This window comes from Streptomyces sp. NPDC048192 (assembly GCF_043202415.1).
In the GTDB taxonomy this organism is placed as follows: Bacteria; Actinomycetota; Actinomycetes; order Streptomycetales; family Streptomycetaceae; genus Streptomyces.
The window spans coordinates 48382-69304 of the sequence record NZ_JBIDAL010000019.1; the positions used below are offsets into that span (position 1 = coordinate 48382).

Genomic DNA, 20923 nt, shown 5'->3' on the forward strand with positions numbered 1-20923 from the left:
CCCGTGTGACGGTGAGAGGCGGGTAAAAAGGGTGATCGTAGGTCCACTCGCCCCGGCCGAACCGTCGAACACCTTGGCAAACTGGGTGCGTGCCCCAGACTGTGCTGCTCGCTGAAGACGACCGCGCCATCCGCCACGCCCTCGAGCGTGCCCTGACCCTGGAAGGGTACGAGGTGACGGCGGTGGCCGACGGCGTCGAGGCGCTGGCGCAGGCCCACAAGACGCCGCCGGACGTCCTCGTGCTCGACGTGATGATGCCGGGGATCGACGGCCTCCAGGTCTGCCGCGTGCTGCGCGCCGAGGGCGACCGCACCCCGATCCTCATGCTGACCGCGCTCGTGGAGACCGCCGACCGGATCGCGGGCCTCGACGCCGGCGCCGACGACTACGTGGTCAAGCCGTTCGACGTCGAGGAGGTCTTCGCCCGGCTGCGCGCGCTGCTCCGCCGCACCAGCCCGGTGCCGGCCGGCACGGGCGCGGGCGCCGGCGGCGCGGAGAACGGCGGCCGGGACATCCAGCTCTCCGACCGGCAGGTGGAGGCCGCCGGCATCCGCATGGACCTGCAGGCCCGCCGGGCCTGGCGGGGCGAGCGCGAGCTGGAGCTGACCCGTACCGAGTTCGAGCTGCTGGAGCTGCTCGTGCGCAACGCGGGCATCGTGCTCGACCACTCCACGATCTACGACCGGATCTGGGGCTACGACTTCGGGCCCGGCTCGAAGAACCTCGCCGTCTACGTCGGCTACCTGCGCCGCAAGCTGGACGAGCCCGGCGCCCCGCAGCTGATCCACACCGTCCGGGGCGTGGGTTACGTGCTGCGGGAGGACTAGGTGGGCCGCCTGCGGCGGCTGCCGGCCCGGCGCCGGCCCAAGCTGGTCTCCCTGCGCACCACCTTCGCCGTCTCCTTCGCGGCCGTCACCGCCGCCGTCACGATCCTCGTCGGCATCCTGTCGTACGGCAGCGCGGCCCGGCTGGTGCGCGTCGACCAGCAGTCGGTGTTCACGCAGGTCGTGCAGGACGTCCAGGGCGAGGTACGGCAGCACGAGATGGTCCCGGAGGACTTCTCCTCCTCCCGCCCCGGGCACGACCTGGTGCGGCCGGCCCGCACCGATGTCCAGGTGCTGGGATCGCAGGGCCAGATCGTGGACCACGGCAACCCGTCCCTGCCCGTCACCTCCCGCGACAAAGCCATGGCGCTGGCGACGACGGCCGGGAAGGTCGTCGAGCACAAGGACGTACGGGTCGACGAGGACCTGTTCCGCATCGCGACCGTCTCGCTCGGCGACGGGCGGGGCGCGGTCCAGGTGGCGCAGGAGTTCAGCGACACCGAGGACCTGCTGCGGACGCTGCAGCAGCGCACGCTGATCCTGATGGCGGCGGTCGTGGTGGCGGCCGGTCTGTTCGGCTGGTGGCTGGCCCGCCGGATCACCCGGCGCCTGGTCGTCCTCACCACCGCCGCGGAGGACGTGGCCCGCACCCGGCAGCTGGGCATCGAGGTGCCGGTGGCCGGGCTCGACGAGGTGGGCCGGCTCGGGCGCGCCTTCGACCGCATGCTTGGGCGGCTCGCCCAGTCCGAGGAGGACCAGCGCCGCCTGGTGCAGGACGCCGGGCACGAGCTGCGCACCCCGCTGACGTCCCTGCGCACCAACATCTCGCTGCTGCGCCGTATCGACGAACTGCCCCCCGCCACCCGCGAGGATCTGGTCGCCGACCTCACCCAGGAGGCGCGGGAGCTGACCGACCTGGTCAACGAGCTGGTCGACCTCGCGGCGGGGCAGTCCGACACCGAGCCGCCGCAGCGGGTGGACATCGCCGACATCGCCGAGGACGTCGTGGGGCTCGCCAAGCGGCGCACCGGACGGGAGATCGTGCTGCACACCGGCGGCGACACGACGACCGACGGGCGGCCCGCGATGCTCCAGCGGGCCATCTCGAACCTGGTGGAGAACGCGGCCAAGTTCGACCGGGACAACAAGGCGCCGATCGAGGTCGCCGTCACCGGGCCGGCCCGGCAGGGGACGGTACGGGTGGAGGTGCTGGACCGGGGGCCCGGTATCGCCGAGGGCGACCTCATGCGCATCTTCGACCGCTTCTACCGGGCCGCCGACGCGCGCTCCCTGCCCGGCTCCGGGCTCGGGCTGTCCATCGTCCGCGAGGTCGCCATGGCGCACGGCGGGGCGCCCTTCGCCTTCCAGCGGGAGGGCGGCGGAGCGGTGATCGGCTTCACCGTGGGCGGCGGCCTCGCGAGGCACTCCGCCACGGGGCACGGGGGCGGCGGGGGCTGAGCGGTCCGGGGCCGCGGGGGTGCGGCCCTTGCCCGGCCGCGTGAAGGCGGGGCGCCCTACGGCAGCGGCCTGCGCCTGTACACGGCGGCCGGGATACCGGCCCTCCAGTACGGCCCGGGCGACGTACGGGCGGCCCACAGCCCTCGGGAGCACGTCTCGATACCGGACGTGGTACGGGTGACCAGGACCCTGATCCTCACGGCGCTCCGGACAACCGGCGTGAAGTGACCGGCTGGCGCCGGGCCGGGACGGCTGGCGACCGGCCCGGTGGCCGAGAGGGCGGTCCGGGGGTGGCTGCGAGGGCGGCCCCGGCGTGGGCCGAGAGGGCAGCCCAGGGTGAGCCGAAGCCCCGCTCTGACGCCGTATGCCGCCGGGTCCCGGGATGGCCGGGAGGACGGCCCCGCGATGGCCCGAGAGGGCCGGCTCGGGGCGGCCGAAAGCCCCATTGCCGGCGCCCTATGCCGCCGGGCCCTGGGATGGCTGCGAGGGCGGGCGCCCCGGGAGAGGGTCGGAGCCCCGGTTCGGACGCCGTGAGCCGCGGGTCCGGGGCTGCCGAAGGGGCGGTCCCGGGATGGTCGGAGCCCCGGCTCGGGCGCCGTACGCCGCCAGGGCCGGGATCGGCCGAAGCCTCGGCTCGGGGCGCCGTGTGCTGTCTCAGGAGCGGCGGCTGCCCACGCTCGGGAGGGTCAGGAAGCCCTCCGCGCGGGCGCTTGCCAGGCCGATCCGGGGGATGTCGCTGCTCTTGGCGAAGAGGAGGAAGCGCGGTTCCCAGACGGGGCGGTACTTGGCGTTGGCTCGGTAGAGGGACTCGATCTGCCACCAGCGTGAGAAGAAGGTGAGGGTCGAGCGCCACAGCCTGAGGACCGGGCCCGCGCCGAGCCGGGCGCCGCGTTCGAAGACCGACCGGAACATCGCGAAGTTCAGCGACACCCGCTGGATGCCCAGTTCCTGACCGCGCAGCAGGAGTTCCACGACCATGTACTCCATCAGGCCGTTCTCGCAGTCGCGGTCCCGGCGCATCAGATCCAGGGACAGGCCGTGCTCGCCCCACGGGACGAAGCTGAGCAGGGCGCGCGGCTCGTCGTTCGCGTCCCGGCACTCCAGCATCACGCAGCGGCCGTCCGAGGGGTCGCCGAGCCGGCCGAGGGCCATGGAGAAGCCGCGCTCGGTGGCGCCGTCGCGCCACCGGTCGGCGCACTCGATCAGCCGGGCCATCTCGTCGGCGGGGATGTCCTCGTGGCGGCGGATGCGGACCGTGTAGCCGGCCCGCCGGACCCGGTTGTGGGCCTGCCGGACCACGCGCATGGCACGGCCCTCCAGGCTGAAGTCGGCGATGTCGACGATGGCCTCGTCGCCGAGTTCGAGGGCGTCCAGGCCGTGCCGGGCGTAGATGGTGCCGGCCTCCTCGCCGGCGCCCATGACGGCCGGTGTCCAGGCGTGCCGGCGCGCCTCGGTGAGCCAGGCGTCGATGGCGCCGGGCCAGGCCTCGGGGTCGCCGATGGGGTCGCCGGAGGCGAGGGAGACGGCGCCGACGACGCGGTAGGTGACGGCGGCCTTGCCGGTGGGGGAGAAGATGACGGCCTTGTCGCGGCGCAGCGCGAAGTAGCCGAGGGAGTCCCGGGCGCCGTGCTTGTCCAGCAGGGCCCGCAGCCGGGCCTCGTCCTCCTCGGTGAGCAGCTTGCGGCCGCGCGGTGAGCGGAAGCAGGCGTACAGGACCAGGCAGAAGGCCGCGGCGAGCAGGACGTTGATGACGATGTCGACCCAGCGGGGGGCGTGCACGGAGTCGACGCGGTCGGCGAGCGGGCCGACGCTGATGCCGCGCAGCAGGCAGTAGGCGAGCTCCTCGAGCACGGGGGCGTGCGGCAGCTTGTTGGTGGCGTGCACGAGCAGCGTGCCGAGGCCGCCGGTCACCATGACGCCGCCGACGCCGACGGCCAGCGCGAGCCGGGGGTTGGAGGGGTCGCCGATGGCGTTGAACTCGCGGCGGCCGATCAGCAGCGCGGCCACGAACAGGCCGGTGAGGGCGGTGGAGACCCAGTTGAAGGCGTGGTCGCGGTAGGGGTGCTGGGTGAGCGCGAGGACGTAGAGCACGAACAGGGGACCGGCGAGCAGCAGGTTGACCACCCACGCGGCCCGCTTGCCGCGCCGCATCACCAGCGCCAGGAAGATGGCCGCCGCGGCCGAGGCCAGACCGGCGGTGGCCAGGTACGGCGTGAAGAACTGGCCGGCGTGGTGGGTGTGGGCGTGCACGTGGCGGGCGGTGAAGAGCTTGCCGTCGTTGTGTTCCTGCACCTCTTTGCGGAACGGCAGCGACATGACCGCGACGATGTTGAAGACGGCGATCAGCCGCAGGTACCACACGGTGGCCGAGGCCGCCCGGGCACGCAGGCGGGGGCTGGGCTGGGGCAGCTGGGGCAGGCGGCGCGGGCCGCGCTGTGCGGGGACCTGGGGTGTGGTCAGGGTCGGCTGCTGAGCGGGCATGGTGACTGGTCACCTTGACAGGGAGGGGGACGGTGCGGCCCCGGGCGGGACCCCTTCGACCCTACAGTTTGTAGGGTAGTGGGCCTGGATGCGCTTCGGGAGAGGAGCGTACCGGCATCGGCCCTTACCGCGTCCTTGCCGTGCCCCGCCTCTTACCTGGCCTTGTACGGCCTTACCCGGTCTTTTCCCGGGCGCGCCGGGCCGCCGCCAGATGCCAGCCGAGGTTGCCGAAGGCCGCGCCGGCCGCGACCGCGGCGACGATCACCCCGCCGGTCGCGAGGCCGTCGCTGAACAGATGCGGCCGCCGGTCCAGGCTGTGCAGCCCGAACCCGCACAGCTCGTACACGCCGACGGCGGCGACGAGGAGGCTGACGGCCAGCAGGGCCAGCGTCGGCGCCAGGGTGCGCGCACAGACCTCGCCGCGGGCCTCCGTTTCCGTGTCCTGCATGGATCCCCCGTGAACAGACGAATGAACGGCCTCGCGGCAGCCGGTGGTTGGGAACCTACAATACGTAGGGTCGGGTAGGGTCGACGGCGTGCGCCTCTACATCAGCGTGGACATGGAAGGCGTCACCGGTCTCGTGGACGCCGACGACGTCCAGCCGGGCGGCCGGGACTACGAGCGCGGCCGCTCCATGATGGCCGAGGACGTGAACGCGGCGGTGCGCGGCGCGCTGGCGGCCGGCGCGGCCGACGTCCTCGTCAACGACGCGCACGGCCCGATGCGCAACCTGCTGCCCGAGGCGCTGCACCCGGCCGCCCGGCTGGTGCGCGGCAAGCCCAAGCAGATGGGCATGCTGGAGGGCCTGACGGGCGAGTACGACGCCGCGCTGTGCGTCGGGTACCACTCCCGGGCCGGTGCGCCGGGCGTGCTCAGCCACAGCTTCATGGGCCACGAGATCGAGGACATGTGGCTGGACGGCCGGCCGGTCGGCGAGCTCGGGTTCGCCCACGCCACGGCGGCGGCCCTGGGGGTGCCGGTGGTGGCCCTCACGGGTGACGACGTGGCGTGCGCGGAGATGACGGCGTGGGACGCGTCCGTCGTCACCGTGCCCGTGAAGTACGCCCACGACCGGTTCGCGGCCGAGCTGCGCCCGCCGGAGGAGGCGTGGAAGGCCGTCGAGGAGGCGGTCGCGGCGGCCCTGACCCCGGCCCCCGCCGCCCCGAGCCCGCCACCGCCGAGGCCACCCTCACCGTCCGCTGGCAGTCCGCCTCCGTCGCCGCGACCCTCCTCGGCATACCGGGCGTGGTCTCCGAGGACAGCCGCACGGTCCACGCGACCGGCCGGCTTCCGGCCCTCTACCGGCAGTTCGGCGTGTGGATGCGGGTGGCCGCGTCGCTGACCGGGCAGGCGCCGTACTGCTAGGACCGGCGGCGGGACGTCCGGGGGCAGACCCTGTGCGCCGAGGCGGGCGGCATCCCACCGCGGCCGGGGCCGGACGCCCGTACGGCTCAGACGTCGTCCCGCTCCGGGGCCGGCGAACGGCCCGGCCCCGACCGGCAGTTCGTCTCCGCCGGGGCCGGACGGCCGTGGCGCTGCGCTAGTCGACGTTCACCGGGCCGTCGTCCGACCTGCGGTCCTTGCTGCCCGAGTGGAGCTGGAGCAGGCCGTTGGTGTCGGACCTGCCGCCCTGGTCGCCCTGGCCGGCCTTGTCCTGGCCGCCCAGGTTCTGGCGGACCGAGTCGAGGATCGTCAGGCCCTGCGACACCAGGCCGGCGGCGATCTCGCCGAGGCCGTCCGCGCCGTTCAGGACGTTGACGTTGGCGCCCGACAGGCCGCCCGCGGCCTCCTTCACGATCTGCGGGAGCTGGTCGATGAGCATCCGGTCCAGCGCGACCCGGTCGTAGGAGGCCGCGGCCTCCGCCTGGATCTTCATGCGCTGGGCCTCGGCGGCGGCCAGGATCCGCACCCGCTCGGCCTCCGCCTCGGCCGGCTTGACGACCTCGGCCACCAGCTGCTGCTGGCGCAACTTGGCCTGCCGCTCGGCGAGTTCGGTCTGCGCGGCCAGCACCTCCTGCTGGGCGTGGGCCTGCGCCAGCGGTCCGGCCTGCGCGGCCTGCGCCTGGGCGCGGTCCACCTCCGCCGAGTACTCGGCCTTCACGATCGCGGTCTGCCGGGCGTACTCGGCCTGCTTGCGGGCCGCCGCCTGCTCCGCCTCGACCGCGGCCTGGGTGGCCTGGGCCTGGGCGATCTGCGCCTGCCGCTGGATGGCCGCCTTGTGCGGGGCGGACATCGCGTCGATGTAGCCGGTGTCGCCGTCGTCGATGGACTGGATCTGCAGCGAGTCGACGATCAGTCCGATCTTCGCCATCTCCGTCTTGGAGGTGTCCAGCACCTCGGCGGCCAGTTTCTGCCGCTCGGTGACGATCTCCTCGACCGTCATCGAGCCGATGATCGCCCGCAGGTGGCCGGCGAAGATCCGCCCGGTGAGCACGGACATCTGCTCCTGGTCGGACAGGAAGCGCTGGCCCGCGTTGATGATGCTCTCGTGGTCGTTGCCTACCTTGAAGGCGATGACCGCGCGGACGTGCAGGGAGATGCCCTGCTTCGTCACGCAGGTCTCGGTGACCTCGGCCTCGCACATGGACAGGGTGAGGAACCGGACCTTGCGGAAGACGGGGAGCACGAACTTCCCGTGTCCTGTCACCACTCGGAACGGCGCGCCCCCCAGTCCCCGCCGGCCCCCCGAGATCAACATCGCCTCGTCGGGAGCGGGAACGCGGTATCCGAACATGCCTGTACTCCTCAGCCGGCGCCGGCGGCCTCTCCGCCGAGCGCGTCCAATGGATCCACCCACTCGATGACACCGACCTCGCGGCATCCCCGTGATTCGATCACGAGGACCGTCGCGCCCACGGGCAGGGGATCCTCGGACCACGCCAGAAACGTCTCGGAGCCGCCCCGCACCCGCACCAGGACCTCGCCGGGACCTGCGGCTCCGCGCGTTCCGATGAGCACCTTGCCCGTGCGGCCGACCACGGCCTCGTCCTGCGGCATCACCGGCCGTCCTCCTCGTCCTGGCCTGAGGATTCCGACGATAGACCTGCCGCGGCCGGTTCCCAACGGCTGGGCGGGCACGGGAGCAGACGCGGGCGCGGCTGCGGCCCGGAGTCAGGCCGTACGGCCGTGGTCGCCCAGCCGGCCCACCTCGAAGCCCCGTTCCGCGCAGGTGTCGAGGATGCGGGGCAGGGCGCCGAGGGCGGAGTGCCAGGCGCCCGGGGCGGAGGTGCAGTCGGAGTCGTGGAGCAGGATGGTGCCGCCGCCGTCGAGGTCACGGGCGACGGTGCGGTGGACGGACTCGGGGGTGGCCCGGGCCGTCCAGTCCTCGCCCCAGCAGGTCCACAGCACCGGGGTGAGGCCGAGGCGGCGGGCCGCCAGGTGCGCGGCGGTCGACATGACGCCGTACGGCGGCCGGAACAGCGTGGGCCGCCGTCCGGTGATCGCGGCGATCGTGTCGCGGGCGCGGGCGAAGTCGTCGTGGGTGGCCCGCGGGCCGCGCAGGAGCAGCGGGCGGTGCAGCCAGCCGTGGACGCCGATCTCGTGGCCGGCGGCGGCGATCTCGCGGACCAGACCCGGTGAGCGGTGGGCCTGCGTGCCGAGCAGGAAGAAGGTGGCGTGCACCCCGCGCCGGTCCAGCAGGCGCAGGAAGTGCGGGGTGGAGGCGGGGTCGGGGCCGTCGTCGAAGGTCAGGGCGACGTGGTCCGGGCGGCCGCGGCCGGACAGGCGGGGCAGGGCGCGGTTGCGCAGGGGGCCGAACGTCGAGACGACGGGCGCGGCGTGGGCGGCGGCCAGCACGGGCAGGGCGGCCAGGGCGGCGGTGCGCAGGGTGCGGGCGGCGGTCACGCGTGGTGGCCTTCCGGGCGGGGCCCGTGATGCGGGGCGAGGTCGTCCAGGTCGAGGCCGTGGCCGATGGTGCGGGCGAGGCCCGGGCCGTCGTACGCCGTCGCGGCTCCGGTGCCGACGGCGCACGCCCACACGGCGCAGGCGACGGCGACCGTCGTGGCGAGCCGCCGGCGGGCGGGCCGGCGCCGGGCGGCGGGAGGGTGGACCGGCTGCGGGGGTCCGGCACGGTGCACGCGCGCTATCTCGGCCGCCGGGCCCTCCTCCGGGGCCCCGGCGAACAGGGCGAGGCCCGTGGCGCGCTGGAGCGTTCCGCGCGGGCCGTCGATCAGGTCGTGCAGTACGGCCTTGAGGTCGGCCGGCTCGCGGATCCAGACGGCCGCGCCCGCCTCGTCCAGGGCGGCGGCGTTGGTCAGGCCGTGGCCGGGTATGCAGCGGTAACTGGCGACGGGCAGACCCGCGGCGAAGGCCTCCAGCGAGGTGAGCCCGCCGGCGTTCTGCACCAGGACGTCGGCGGCGTGCATGAGGCCGGGCATGTCGTCCACCCAGCCGTGGACGTGCTCGATGCCGTCGGCGCGCAGCTGCTCGGCCAGGGCCTCGTTGCGGCCGCAGACGACGACCGGCACGGCGGCGCCGCAGTCGCGCACCTCCCGGGCCACCCTCCGGACCGGGCCGACGCCCCAGGACCCGGCGACCAGCAGCGCGAGCGGGGCGTGCGGCGGCAGCCCGAACCGGGCCCTGGCGCGGTCGCGTTCCGCTCGGCCGCAGGGCCTGAACCGCGGGTCGGTGACCGGGCCGCACACCCGAACGTCCGCCGCTCCGGCGGCCCGCGCCTGGGCGGCGGGCACGGCGTGGGCCGCGAGGTGGACGTCCACGCCGTCCGCCACCCACAGCGGATGCACCGAGAAGTCGGTCAGGTAGGTGAGGACGGGGACGGTGAGCCGCCCGGACCGGCGCAGATCGCCCAGCACCCGGCTGGCCCCGGGATAGGTGGAGACGACCGCGCCGGTCCCCGGAGTCAGGGCGCGCAGCACCCGTTCCTCGGCGGAGCGCAGCAGCGCCCGTGCCGCCGGGCCACCGCCACCGGCGCGCTCGGTGCCGGCGTAGATCCGCTGGTAGGCCCAGGGCGCCCGGACGAGCATCCGGTGGTAGCCCTCCTGGACGGCGCGGCCGAGCCGGGCGGGCAGCAGGTCCAGCAGGTCGTGCCGGTCGACGGTGAAGCCGTCCGCGTCGAGGCGGCGGGCGAGCTCGGCGGCGGCGCCGTCGTGGCCCGCGCCGACGCTCGCGGAGATGATCGCGATCCGGCCGGCGGGCGCCGCCCCGCTCCGTGGGCGCGGTACGGCGCCCACGGATGCGGGCACGGGAAGGGTGCGTCCGGCGTAGGGCATGGGCGGGTCCTCCGGCCGTCGGGAGAGCTGGGACTCTACAAGATGTAGTAGTTCGCGTGTCGAAGCCCGGAGCATACCTCCTACAACTAGTAGGAGATGACCGGGTAGCCTGTCCTGGCCAAGGCGAGGAAGGGCGGACGGTGAGCGACCCGAAGAACCGGGACACTTCTGGCCGGCGTGCGCGCGGCGAGCTGGAGAGCGACGTACTGGCCGCGCTGTGGGCGGCCGACGGCCCGCTGACCGCCCGCCAGGTCCTTCAGCGGCTGCCGGACGACCTGGCGTACACCACCGTCCTGACGATCCTGTCCCGCCTCCACGACAAGGGCATGCTCGTCCGCCACCGGGAGGGCCGCGGATTCGCCTACGCGCCGGTGCGGGACGAGGCCTCGGACACGGCCCGGCGCATGCGGTCGCTGCTGGAGAAGGGCTCCGACCGCGAGGCGGTGCTGACCCGCTTCGTGTCCGAACTCTCCGCGGCGGACGAGCAGTTGCTGCACCAGCTGCTGTCCGGGCCCGAGGCTCGGGGCGAGGGCCCCGACGGGAGGCGGTGAGCCGGTGCTGATCAGCGTCTACGTCCCGTTCGCCGTCACGGCGGTCCTCACGCTGCTCGCGCCCCGTCTCGCACGGGGGCTCACCCCGCGCCCCGCCGCCTGGGCCCTGGCCTGCGCCGCGCTCGTCACCGCGATCGGCTGGACCGGCTCCCTCGCCCTGCTGGCCTTCACCGGCATCGCGCAGATCCCCGAGGTCGCGGCCGAGGGCCACTGGTCGGTGACCGCGCTGCGCGCCGAGGACCCGGTGTACCTCGTCGTCGCGGCCGTCAGCACATGCCTCCTGGCCGCGAGCGTCGTCTCACTGGGCGTGGCCGCCCTCCGCCAGGTGCGCCAGGTGGTGCGGACGCGCCGGGAGTGCGCCGGGCTGCGCGGCGGCACGGAGCTGGCCGTGCTCGACGACGACGCCCCGCTGGCCTTCGCCCTGCCCGGCAGGCCCGGAAGGATCGTGGTCTCCCGGGGCATGCTGCGCTGTCTCGGCGACGACGAACGCGAGGCCCTGCTGGCGCACGAGCGGGCGCATCTGCGCGGCAGGCACCACCTGTTCCTGAGCCTGTGGCGGCTCACGGCCGCCCTGAACCCGCTGCTGCGTCCCCTGGCCGGCACGGGCGCCTTCGTCCTGGAGCGCTGGGCCGACGAGGAGGCCGCCGCCCGGCTCGGTGACCGGTCGGTGGTCGCCCGCGCGGTCGGCCACGCCGCCCTCGCGTCCGCAGGCGCCCCCCGCCCCGCCCTCGCCGTGACCGGCGGGGAGGTGCCCCAGCGGGTACGGGCCCTGCTTGCGCCGCCGCCCGCCCGCCGCAGTCTGCCCTTCCTGGCCGGCGCCCTCCTGCTGACCGTCTGCTGCGCGAGCCTGGCCAACGCCGCCTCCGACAGCGACCGCATGGTCGACAGCGCGAAGCGAGCCCGGTGTGCGGCGCTCATGGCCACCGCGAGCGCCTCACCGACGGCCGGCCACCGGCACCACCCCGGCTTCTGCTGCCCTCACCACCACGGCGAACACGGCGAACACCGGCACGACATAACCGGCTGACCGACGTACGACCACAAACCCCGGCTCAGGGCCAGACGAGGCAGTACGGCTGATGCCCCGCCTCATGCAACCGGTGGCTGAAGTCCTGCCACTCGTGCAGCAGCTGGTACACGTTGAACGCGTCCCGTGGGCCGCCGCGGTCCGGGACCGTGGACCAGATGAAGGCGGCCGCGCCGACCGCTTCCTCGCCGATGCCGCGCAGGGGGTCGACGACGGTCGTGGGGAGTTTGACGACCGCGTAGTCGGGGTGCAGGACGACCAGTTCCAGGGGCGGGACCTTGTGCAGGGGGACGCCCTGGATGCCGGTCAGCACCATCGCCGCCATGGTCTCCGGCTTGATCTTGGTGAACATGCCGTTCATGCCCAGCTCGTCGCCGCCGAGTTCCTCGGGACGCATCGAGATGGGGACCCTGGCCGCGGTCGCGCCGTCCGGCGCGCCGAAGTATTTGTACGTCACCCCCACCCGACCACCATTCCTGCTCCCCGCCCTCAGGCGGTCGGCCCGGTGGTCGAGCCGGCGCTCCGCCGGCCGGTCCAGCTGGCTCTCCAGCTGTCGGTCGGTCCGCCGGTCGTACCGCTCGGGCTCACCCGGTACACCCTGTGTGTGACGTGCGTCGCTCTGCCGTGCCTCGGTCGTTTCCTCCGCCTCGCGCCGGTGCCTTCCCCGCCGGGCACGTCGAGGACCCAGGTCATCAGTCCCCTCGCCCAGTCCGCCACCGCGATGCATATCTCCACCCGACTGCTTTTCTAGGACGCGTGGCCCCCGCCGCGCAACCCGATCATCGTGTCAGTGACCTCCCCCACGGCCGCCCGCCGAAACGTGCGGTGGAACAACAGTCCACGGGTTTTCCCGGCCCCTGATCATTACGTGCGTTTGAGCTGTGTGTATCAGCTCTCAGTCTCGCAGATGGCGGACGGCGCCGCTGTGATCAGCGGGGTGGAGCGGCCCCGGGGCCCGCGGCTCGGGGCCGAGGCGCGCCGCGTTCGTGCGAGGCCGCGGCCTACCCTGAGGGGGTCACCACGCAACCGGAGTCCGAGAAGCCGGAGAAGCCGCACGTCATGAGTGCCCTGAGCGATACGCCCTATCCCTACGATGCGCCCGCCTCCCAGGCGCTCTTCGACCGCGCCTGCGCCGTCACGCCCGGCGGTGTGAACTCCCCGGTGCGCGCCTTCCGCGCCGTCGGCGGCACGCCCCGCTTCATGGTGTCCGGCAAGGGCGCCTACCTCACCGACGCCGACGGGCGCGAATACGTCGACCTCGTGTGCTCCTGGGGGCCGATGATCCTCGGGCACGCGCACCCCGAGGTCATCGCCGCCGTGCAGGAGGCCGTCGCCCGCGGTACGTCCTTCGGCACGCCCGGCGAGGGCGAGGTCGCGCTCGCCGAGGAGATCGTGGCCCGGGTGGAGCCGGTGGAGGAGGTCCGGCTCGTCAGCAGCGGGACCGAGGCGACCATGAGCGCGATCCGGCTCGCCCGCGGGTTCACCGGCCGGTCCAAGGTGATCAAGTTCGCCGGGTGCTACCACGGGCACGTGGACGCCCTGCTCGCCTCCGCCGGGTCCGGGGTCGCGACCTTCGCGCTGCCGGACACGCCCGGCGTCACCGGTGCGCAGGCCGGCGACACGATCGTGCTGCCGTACAACGACCTGGAGGCCGTGCAGGAGGCCTTCCACCGGCACCCCGGCGAGATCGCGTGCGTGATCACCGAGGCCTCGCCCGGCAACATGGGCGTCGTCCCGCCGGACCCCGGGTTCAACCAGGGCCTGCGGGACGCCTGCCGGAAGAACGGCGCCCTGTACATCTCCGACGAGGTGATGACCGGCTTCCGGACATCCCGTGCCGGGTGGTACGGGATCGACGGGGTCAAGCCCGATCTGATGACCTTCGGGAAGGTGATGGGCGGCGGGTTCCCCGCCGCCGCGTTCGGCGGGCGGGCCGACGTCATGGCCCACCTCGCCCCCGCCGGGCCCGTGTACCAGGCGGGCACCCTCTCCGGCAATCCCGTCGCCACCGCCGCCGGGCTCGCCCAGCTGCGGCTGCTGGACGGCGCCGCGTACGAGAAGGTGGACGCGGTCTCCGCGCAGATCCAGGGCCTGGTCACCGAGGCGCTGAACAAGGAGGGCGTCGCGCACCGGCTGCAGAGCGCCTCCAACATGTTCTCGGTGTTCTTCACCGACCGGCAGGTGCGGAACTACGAGGACGCCAAGCGTCAGGAGTCGTTCCGCTTCACCGCGTTCTTCCACTCGCTGCTGTCGAACGGCGTCTACCTGCCGCCGTCGTCCTTCGAGTCCTGGTTCGTGTCCACGGCCCACGACGAGCGGGCCATCCAGAAGATCGCCGACGCCCTTCCGGCGGCGGCCCGGGCGGCTGCGGAGGCCACCGCGTGAGCATCCCCACCAACAGCGGCAAGGACGTCACCGTCGTCCACCTCGTGCGGCACGGCGAGGTCGAGAACCCGACCGGGATCCTGTACGGGCGGCTGCCCGGCTACCACCTGTCCGAGCTGGGGCGGCGGATGGCCGACCGGGTGGCCGAGCACCTCGCCTCGCGGGACGTGACGCACGTGGGCGCCTCGCCGCTGGAGCGGGCGCAGGAGACGGCCGCCCCGATCGCCAAGGCGCACGGCCTGGACCTGGACACCGACGAGCGGCTCATCGAGGCCGACAACGTCTTCCAGGGCAAGACCTTCGGCGTCGGCGACGGCGCGCTGCAGCGGCCCGGGAACTGGAAGCACCTGGTCAACCCGTTCCGGCCGTCCTGGGGCGAGCCGTACGTCGACCAGGTCGTGCGGATGATGGGCGCGCTGAACGCGGCCAAGGACAAGGCGCGCGGGCATGAGGCGGTGCTGGTCAGCCATCAGCTGCCGATCTGGATCGTGCGGTCCTATGTGGAGCGGCGGCGGTTGTGGCACGATCCGCGCAAGCGGCAGTGCACGCTGGCCTCGCTGACGTCCTTCACGTTCCTGGGCGACCGGATCGTGTCGGTCGGGTACAGCGAGCCGGCCATCGATCTGGTCCCGGCCCATCTGCGGGCCGGCGCCACGCCGCAGAAGGGCCAAGGCACCGCTCAGGGCAAGGCGTTCGGCGCCTGAGGGCCGTTTTCTGACGGTCCGTTTGGCCGGGCTTGGATCATTATTGCCGTAACTGTTGCGAAAAACATAAGAATTACCGGAACCTCTCCGATCGCTGTGCCCTCTCTGTGGGTGACCGACAGCAGGCGCGACGAATCGGGGACCTTCCATGCGCACCTCCCGCACCCTCTCCCGCAGGGGAATACTCGGCCTCGGCGCGGGCGCGGCGACCGCCGCGACCCTCGCCGGCTGCGGGAGTCAGAAGCCCTCCGGCACGGCCGGCGGCTCCGGCGGCACCTCCGGCGACGGCCGGCCCGGGAAGGGCGGCGGTGCGACCGCCGCCCCGCAGGGCCGGCTCATCGGGGACGGCTCCACGTCCTTCACCGGCAAGCAGCCGCACCAGCCGGCCGCGCCCGAGCCGCTGGAGCCAGGCCAGACCCCGCCGCAGTTCGTCGTCTTCTCCTGGGACGGCGCCGGCGAGGTCGGCAACGGACTCTTCCCGCGCTTCCTGGACCTCGCCAAGGAGCACGGCGCGAGCATGACCTTCTTCCTCTCGGGGCTGTATCTGCTGCCCGAGTCGAAGAAGCGGATGTACCTCCCGCCGAACAACGCTCCCGGCGCCTCCGCCATCGGCTACCTCAGCGACCCGCACATCAGGTCCACCCTGGAGAACGTGCGCCGCGCCTGGCTCGAAGGCCACGAGATCGGCACCCACTTCAACGGCCACTTCTGCGGCGAGGCCCGCACCTCGGTGAAGTGGTGGACGCCGCAGCAGTGGCGCAGCGAGATCGACCAGGCCAAGTCCTTCGTGAAGAACTGGAAGACCAACACGGGCCTGCACGACATGCCGCCCCTGCCGTTCGACTACGACAAGGAGCTGGTCGGCGGCCGTACGCCGTGTCTGCTCGGCCAGGACAACCTGCTGCCCACCGCCCGCGAGCTGGGCTGGCGCTACGACGCCTCCTCGCCGGGCGGCCTGCAGATGTGGCCGGTGAAGAGGCACGGCCTGTGGGACCTGCCGCTCCAGCAGGTGCCCTTCCCGGGCCGGAGGTTCCAGGTCCTGTCGATGGACTACAACATGATGTTCAACCAGTCGCAGTACTCGACGAAGGCGCCCGCCTACCACTACCCGGCCTGGCGCGAGCAGGCGGCCGGGGCGTACATCGCGGGCTTCAAGCGGGCGTACTTCACCAACCGGGCGCCCTTCTTCATCGGCAACCACTTCGAGCAGTGGAACGGCGGGATCTACATGGACGCCGTCGAGCAGGCCTTCAAGCACATCGCCCACGCCAAGGAGAACGGCGCCGACGTCCGGCTGGTCTCCTTCCGGCAGTTCTGCGACTGGATCGACGTGCAGAAGCCCGAGGTGCTGGCCAAGCTGCGCACCCTGGCCCCGGGCCAGGCCCCGGCCGGCGGCTGGAAGACCTTCCTGGCGTAGCCGGCACCGGGCGACTGCCGGAAATGTCCCGTGTAAATACGCCCTGAAATGCGGTTTTCCGCCCGGCAGGGGGGTGCCGGAGATCGCCGGAGGGGACATGCGAAACTTTTCACATGAGTACCCGTAGCCGCGCCGTCCTGCTCAGCGCCGTGGCCGCCGCCCTCGCCCTGTCCCTGTCCGCGTGCGGCAAGGGCGGCACCTCGGGCGGCGGCGGCAACACCAACTTCGTCACCGGCAACAACGGCATCGCCACCGTGCCGGCGGGCAAGCGCGCCGCGGCGCCGGACCTGTCCGGCAGGACCATCGACGGCAAGACCCTGGACATCGCCGACTACAAGGGCCAGGTCGTCGTCATCAACGTGTGGGGCTCCTGGTGCAGCCCGTGCCGGGAGGAGGCGCAGTACTTCTCCAAGGTCTCCCAGCAGTACCAGGGCAAGGGCGTGCAGTTCGTCGGCATCAACACCCGGGACACCAGCACCACCCCCGCGGTCGCCTTCGAGAAGGAGCACGGGATCGCCTACCCGAGCCTGTACGACCCCACGGGCAAGCTGATGCTCCGCTTCAAGAAGGGCACCCTCAACCCGCAGCTGATCCCCTCCACGCTCGTCATCGACAAGCACGGAAGGGTCGCCGCGCGGGCCCTGGAGGCGCTCGACGACACCTCCCTGCTGAAGATGCTCAAGCCGGTCCTCGCGGAGAAGTGACGTGAGCGCCCTGGTGACGCTGGCCGTGACGGGCCAGAACGAGACGGTCCTCAACGGCGCCCTGCTGATCGCCCTGCCGGTCGCGCTGCTCGGCGGGCTCGTCTCCTTCTTCTCGCCCTGCGTCCTGCCCCTGGTCCCCGGCTACCTCTCCTACGTCACCGGAGTCGCCGGCACCGACCTGGCCGAGGCCCGGCGGGGGCGGATGGTCGGCGGGGCCGCCCTGTTCGTGCTCGGCTTCAGCGCCGTGTTCGTCTCCGGCGGAGCGCTGTTCGGCTTCTTCGGCTCCACCCTGCGCGAGTACCAGGGCACGCTGTCCAGGGTGCTCGGCGTGCTCATGATCATCATGGGTGTCTTCTTCATGGGGCTGATGCCCTGGCTCACCCAGCGCGAGTTCCGCTTCCACAAGCGGCCTGCCGCGGGTCTGATCGGCGCGCCCGTCCTCGGCGCGCTGTTCGGCATAGGCTGGACGCCCTGCATCGGCCCGACCCTCGCGTCCGTGAACCTGCTGTCCATGAACCAGTCGAGCGCCGGACGCGGCGCGGTGCTGATGATCGCCTACTGCGTGGGCCTCGGCGTGCCGTTCGTGCTCGCCGCGATCGCCTTCCGCAAGGCGCTCGGCGCCTTCGGCTGGGTCAAACGCCACTACGTCTGGGTCATGCGCATCGGCGGCACGATGATGATCGTGACCGGCGTGCTGCTGCTCACAGGCGCCTGGGACAGTCTGGTGCAGCAGATGCAGACCTGGTCCGACGGCTTCACTGTGGGGATCTGATCGATGAGCACGACCGAAACCGACAACAGCCGGGACTCCCGCGGCCAGGACCAGGAGGACCTCGGCGCCGCCGGGTCCCAGCTGTCCACCGCCCCGCGCGAGGAACTCGCCGCCGTGCCCGGCCTCGGCGTCCTCGGCTGGGCCCGCTGGTTCTGGCGGCAGCTGACCTCCATGCGGGTGGCGCTGCTCCTGCTCCTGCTGCTCTCGCTCGCCGCCATCCCCGGCTCGCTCATCCCGCAGTCCGGCGCCGACCTGAACAAGGTCGACGACTTCCGCAAGGCCCACAAGACGCTCGCGCCGGTCTACGACAAGCTCGGCCTGTTCCACGTCTACAGCTCGGTGTGGTTCTCCGCGATCTACATCCTGCTGTTCGTCTCCCTCATCGGCTGCATCGTCCCGCGCACCTGGCAGTTCGTCGGCCAGCTGCGCGGCCGGCCGCCGGGCGCCCCCAAGCGCCTGACCCGGCTGCCCGCCTACACGACCTGGCGTACGACGGCCGAGCCCGAGCAGGTCCGCGAGGCCGCGCTCGCCCTGCTGAAGAAGCGCCGCTTCCGCGCCCACGTCGCCGGTGACGCCGTCGCCGCCGAGAAGGGCTATCTGCGCGAGGTGGGCAACCTGGTCTTCCACATCGCCCTGATCGTGCTGCTGGTCGCCTTCGCCTGGGGCCAGATGTACAAGTCGGACGGCACCAAGCTGGTGGTCGAGGGCGACGGGTTCTCCAACGCCCTGTCGCAGTACGACGACTTCAAGTCCGGCAGCCTGTTCCAGAACGACGACCTGGTGCCGTTCAGCTTCGACCTGAAGAAGTTCACCGGCACCTACGAGGTCAACGGCCCGAACCGGGGCACGCCGCGCACCTACCAGGCGAAGATCGACTACAGCCAGGGTGCGTACGGCAAGCAGAGGACGACCACCATCAAGGTCAACTCCCCGCTGCACATCGGCGACGCCAAGGTCTACCTCGTCAGCCACGGCTACGCGCCGGTCATCACCGTCCGCGACGGCAAGGGCAACGTCGTCTACCACGACGCCGTACCGCTGCTGCCGCTCGACGGGAACGTCACCTCCAACGGCGTGGTGAAGGTGATGGACGGTTACAAGAACGCCCAGGGCAAGTCCGAACAGCTCGGCTTCCAGGCCTTCTTCGTGCCGACCTTCGACGCCAAGAGCGGCACGATGCTCTCCCAGTTCCCCGCGCTGGTGAACCCGCTGCTCGCGGTGAACGCCTACCACGGCGACCTGGGCGTGGACTCCGGCATCCCGCAGAGCGTGTACCAGCTGGACAAGACGCACATGAAGGCGTTCAAGGACAGCAAGGGCCAGCTGCTGAAGAAGCTGCTGCAGCCGGGCGACACGCTCACCCTGCCGAACGGCGCCGGGTCCCTCACCTTCGAGAAGGACATCAAGCAGTGGGCCGGCTTCGAGGTCGTCCAGGAGCCGGGCAGCGGCTGGGCGCTCGGCGGCGCCCTCGCCGCGATCTTCGGCCTGGCCGCGTCCCTGTTCATCCAGCGCCGCCGGGTGTGGGTGCGCGCGGTACGCGGCGCCGACGGCGTGACGGTCGTCGAGATGGCCGGCCTCGGCCGCAGCGAGTCCGCCAAGGTGCCCGGGGAACTGGGCGACCTCGCCGGCATCCTCTACGACCAGACGCCGGGGTCCCCCGACCCCGACGACGAACCTTCCCCATCCCCCGACACCCCAGTCGCATCTGCCGAAGGGGCTGAGAAGTGAATCTCGCCGCCGCAACCAACGAACACCTGGCGAGCATCAGCAACACGCTGATCTACTCGTCGATGGCCGTCTACACCCTGGCCTTCTTCGCGTACATCGCCGAATGGCTCTTGGGCAGCCGCAGCAAGGTGGCGCGTACGGCCGCCGCGCTGACCGCCGAGAACGCCGCGAAGGCGAGCGGGCCGGCCGTCACCGTGAAGCAGGCCGGGGGCACCGCCGTACTGGAGCGGCCGAAGGTCGTGGTGCGGTCGGCCTCCGGCGCCCGTGACGTGCCGGACGGTCCCGGCGCGCACGGCGGGGACGCGCAGGGCGACCTGTACGGGCGCGTCGCCGTCTCGCTCACGGTGCTCGCCTTCCTGGTGGAGCTGGGCGGCGTCGTCGCCCGCGCGGCCTCCGTGCAGCGGGCGCCGTGGGGCAACATGTACGAGTTCAACATCACCTTCTCCACCGTCGCCGTCGGCGTGTACCTCGCGCTGCTGGCGCTGAAGAAGAACGTGCGCTGGCTCGGGCTGTTCCTGATCACCACGGTCCTGCTCGACCTCGGCCTCGCCGTCACCGTGCTGTACACGGCGAGCGACCAGCTGGTCCCGGCGCTGCACTCGTACTGGCTCTACATCCACGTCTCCACCGCGATCTTCTGCGGCGCGGTCTTCTACGTCGGCGCGGTCGCCACGATCCTGTACCTGTTCAAGGACTCGTACGAGACCAAGCTGCAGACCGGCGGCAAGCCGGGCGCCTTCGCCACCTCGGTGCTGGAGCGGCTGCCCGCCTCCGCCTCGCTGGACAAGTTCGCCTACCGGGTCAACGCGGCCGTCTTCCCGCTGTGGACGTTCACGATCATCGCGGGCGCGATCTGGGCCGGCGACGCCTGGGGCCGCTACTGGAACTGGGACCCCAAGGAGACCTGGTCCTTCATCACCTGGGTCGGCTACGCCTGCTACCTGCACGCCCGCGCCACGGCCGGCTGGAAGGGCCGCAAGGCCGCCTACCTGGCGATGCTCGCCTTCGCCTGCTGGCTGTTCAACTACTACGGCGTCAACATCTTCGTCACGGGCAAGCACTCCTACGCGGGCGTGTGAGGGCCCGGTCGGTGACACTGGTGTCATGAGCGGTTCCATCGCACAGGGCACCAGCCAGACCCACGGGAACACGCACATACTCCACTTTCTCGTGCGGCTCCCGAGGCGCATGGAAGACGTCTGGCCGGCGGTGGCCACCCCCGAGGGGCTCGGGGCGTGGTGCACCGCCGCCGACGTTCTCGAGCCCCGCCTGGACGGCGCGGTCACCCTGCGGGACCTGGGCTCCGGCCGGGTCACCGCCTGGGACGTGGACCGGGTGGCGGAGTACACCGTCGAGGGCGGCGGCCGGATCCGGTTCCACCTGGAGCGGGGCGGGGACGCGGAGAGCATCCTGCGGTTCACCCACGAGTTCCAGGGCGAGAGGTCGTCGGAGGCGGACTGGCGCCGGAGATTCGAACGACTGATCGAAATCGTGGAGTCCCCGGAGGGTCTTCCCGGAGGTCGGCCCCGGAATCCGGCCGAGCCGCCGGAAGACGCCGGGCCCCCGGAACCCGGAGAGCCCCTGGAGCCCCTGCCCGGACAGTTCACCTAGCCGGCCGCCCTCAGCTGTCTGCCGGCGGCTCG

19 protein-coding genes and 1 pseudogene are annotated in these 20923 nt (G+C 72.5%); 13 read left to right on the forward strand and 7 right to left on the reverse strand.

Going from position 1 to position 20923, the window contains the following annotated elements:
* Window positions 1-89: 89 nt before the first annotated feature.
* Together ACGFZN_RS33110 and ACGFZN_RS33115 are read left to right on the forward strand one after the other, a co-directional pair.
* Window positions 90-827: a response regulator transcription factor gene (locus tag ACGFZN_RS33110; protein WP_393862154.1), complete on the forward strand. Its 738-nt coding sequence runs from the start codon at window positions 90-92 to the stop codon at window positions 825-827.
* Window positions 828-2282 carry an ATP-binding protein gene (locus ACGFZN_RS33115; protein ID WP_393862155.1) on the forward strand — a complete coding sequence of 485 codons (1455 nt, stop codon included), beginning with the start codon at window positions 828-830 and terminating at the stop codon, window positions 2280-2282.
* 654 nt (window positions 2283-2936) lie between these two features.
* Here ACGFZN_RS33115 and ACGFZN_RS33120 read toward each other — a convergent pair.
* A complete protein-coding gene (locus ACGFZN_RS33120) occupies window positions 2937-4763 on the reverse strand; it encodes a phosphatidylglycerol lysyltransferase domain-containing protein (RefSeq protein ID WP_393862156.1) in 1827 nt (608 codons plus the stop codon).
* 172 nt (window positions 4764-4935) lie between these two features.
* The gene (locus tag ACGFZN_RS33125; protein ID WP_393862157.1) at window positions 4936-5211 is read right to left on the reverse strand and encodes a hypothetical protein; all 276 of its coding nucleotides are present in this window, start codon (window positions 5209-5211) and stop codon (window positions 4936-4938) included.
* Window positions 5212-5299: 88 nt separating this feature from the next.
* Between ACGFZN_RS33125 and ACGFZN_RS33130 the strand changes: the two are divergent.
* Window positions 5300-6129 (forward strand): annotated as a pseudogene (locus ACGFZN_RS33130) (M55 family metallopeptidase).
* A gap of 175 nt (window positions 6130-6304) precedes the next feature.
* Here the strand turns inward: ACGFZN_RS33130 and ACGFZN_RS33135 are convergent.
* The 4 genes from ACGFZN_RS33135 to ACGFZN_RS33150 form a co-directional block, all read right to left on the reverse strand.
* Window positions 6305-7498, reverse strand: a complete 1194-nt coding sequence (locus ACGFZN_RS33135; protein ID WP_393862158.1) for an SPFH domain-containing protein — start codon at window positions 7496-7498, stop codon at window positions 6305-6307.
* Between the two features lie 11 nt (window positions 7499-7509).
* Window positions 7510-7761 (reverse strand): hypothetical protein, encoded by a 252-nt coding sequence (locus ACGFZN_RS33140; RefSeq protein WP_393862159.1) that lies wholly within the window; start codon window positions 7759-7761, stop codon window positions 7510-7512.
* Window positions 7762-7875: 114 nt separating this feature from the next.
* The gene (locus ACGFZN_RS33145; protein WP_393862160.1) at window positions 7876-8607 is read right to left on the reverse strand and encodes a polysaccharide deacetylase family protein; all 732 of its coding nucleotides are present in this window, start codon (window positions 8605-8607) and stop codon (window positions 7876-7878) included.
* The gene (locus ACGFZN_RS33150; RefSeq protein ID WP_393862161.1) at window positions 8604-9992 is read right to left on the reverse strand and encodes a glycosyltransferase; all 1389 of its coding nucleotides are present in this window, start codon (window positions 9990-9992) and stop codon (window positions 8604-8606) included. Before ACGFZN_RS33150 ends, ACGFZN_RS33145 begins: the two co-directional genes overlap by 4 nt.
* A 140-nt stretch (window positions 9993-10132) precedes the next feature.
* Here ACGFZN_RS33150 and ACGFZN_RS33155 point away from each other — a divergent pair, with 140 nt between their 5' ends.
* Together ACGFZN_RS33155 and ACGFZN_RS33160 are read left to right on the forward strand one after the other, a co-directional pair.
* The gene (locus ACGFZN_RS33155; protein WP_393862162.1) at window positions 10133-10543 is read left to right on the forward strand and encodes a BlaI/MecI/CopY family transcriptional regulator; all 411 of its coding nucleotides are present in this window, start codon (window positions 10133-10135) and stop codon (window positions 10541-10543) included.
* 4 nt (window positions 10544-10547) lie between these two features.
* Complete coding sequence (locus ACGFZN_RS33160; protein WP_393862163.1) at window positions 10548-11570, forward strand: M56 family metallopeptidase; 1023 nt, start codon at window positions 10548-10550, stop codon at window positions 11568-11570.
* A gap of 25 nt (window positions 11571-11595) precedes the next feature.
* Here ACGFZN_RS33160 and ACGFZN_RS33165 read toward each other — a convergent pair whose 3' ends face one another.
* Entirely contained in the window at window positions 11596-12033 is a 438-nt protein-coding gene (locus ACGFZN_RS33165) for a hypothetical protein (RefSeq protein WP_020941521.1), read from the reverse strand.
* Between the two features lie 605 nt (window positions 12034-12638).
* Between ACGFZN_RS33165 and hemL the strand changes: the two genes are divergently transcribed.
* From hemL to ACGFZN_RS33205, 8 genes are all read left to right on the forward strand, one after another.
* Entirely contained in the window at window positions 12639-13955 is a 1317-nt protein-coding gene (gene hemL, locus ACGFZN_RS33170) for a glutamate-1-semialdehyde 2,1-aminomutase (protein ID WP_393862246.1), read from the forward strand.
* The gene (locus ACGFZN_RS33175) at window positions 13952-14659 is read left to right on the forward strand and encodes a histidine phosphatase family protein (protein WP_393862164.1); all 708 of its coding nucleotides are present in this window, start codon (window positions 13952-13954) and stop codon (window positions 14657-14659) included. The genes hemL and ACGFZN_RS33175 overlap by 4 nt, the downstream gene beginning before the upstream one ends.
* Window positions 14660-14807: 148 nt before the next feature.
* Window positions 14808-16076, forward strand: a complete 1269-nt coding sequence (locus tag ACGFZN_RS33180) for a hypothetical protein (protein WP_393862165.1) — start codon at window positions 14808-14810, stop codon at window positions 16074-16076.
* A gap of 113 nt (window positions 16077-16189) precedes the next feature.
* Window positions 16190-16780 carry a TlpA family protein disulfide reductase gene (locus tag ACGFZN_RS33185; RefSeq protein WP_393862166.1) on the forward strand — a complete coding sequence of 197 codons (591 nt, stop codon included), beginning with the start codon at window positions 16190-16192 and terminating at the stop codon, window positions 16778-16780.
* 1 nt (window position 16781) lies between these two features.
* Window positions 16782-17552, forward strand: coding sequence for a cytochrome c biogenesis CcdA family protein (locus tag ACGFZN_RS33190; RefSeq protein ID WP_393862167.1), 771 nt, complete (start codon window positions 16782-16784; stop codon window positions 17550-17552).
* A gap of 3 nt (window positions 17553-17555) precedes the next feature.
* Window positions 17556-19280, forward strand: coding sequence for a cytochrome c biogenesis protein ResB (locus ACGFZN_RS33195; RefSeq protein ID WP_393862168.1), 1725 nt, complete (start codon window positions 17556-17558; stop codon window positions 19278-19280).
* A complete protein-coding gene (gene ccsB / locus ACGFZN_RS33200; RefSeq protein ID WP_393862169.1) occupies window positions 19277-20359 on the forward strand; it encodes a c-type cytochrome biogenesis protein CcsB in 1083 nt (360 codons plus the stop codon). The genes ACGFZN_RS33195 and ccsB overlap by 4 nt, the downstream gene beginning before the upstream one ends.
* Before the next feature lie 25 nt (window positions 20360-20384).
* On the forward strand, window positions 20385-20891 hold the full coding sequence (locus ACGFZN_RS33205; protein WP_393862170.1) for a hypothetical protein: 507 nt from the start codon (window positions 20385-20387) through the stop codon (window positions 20889-20891).
* Window positions 20892-20923 lie beyond the last annotated feature (32 nt).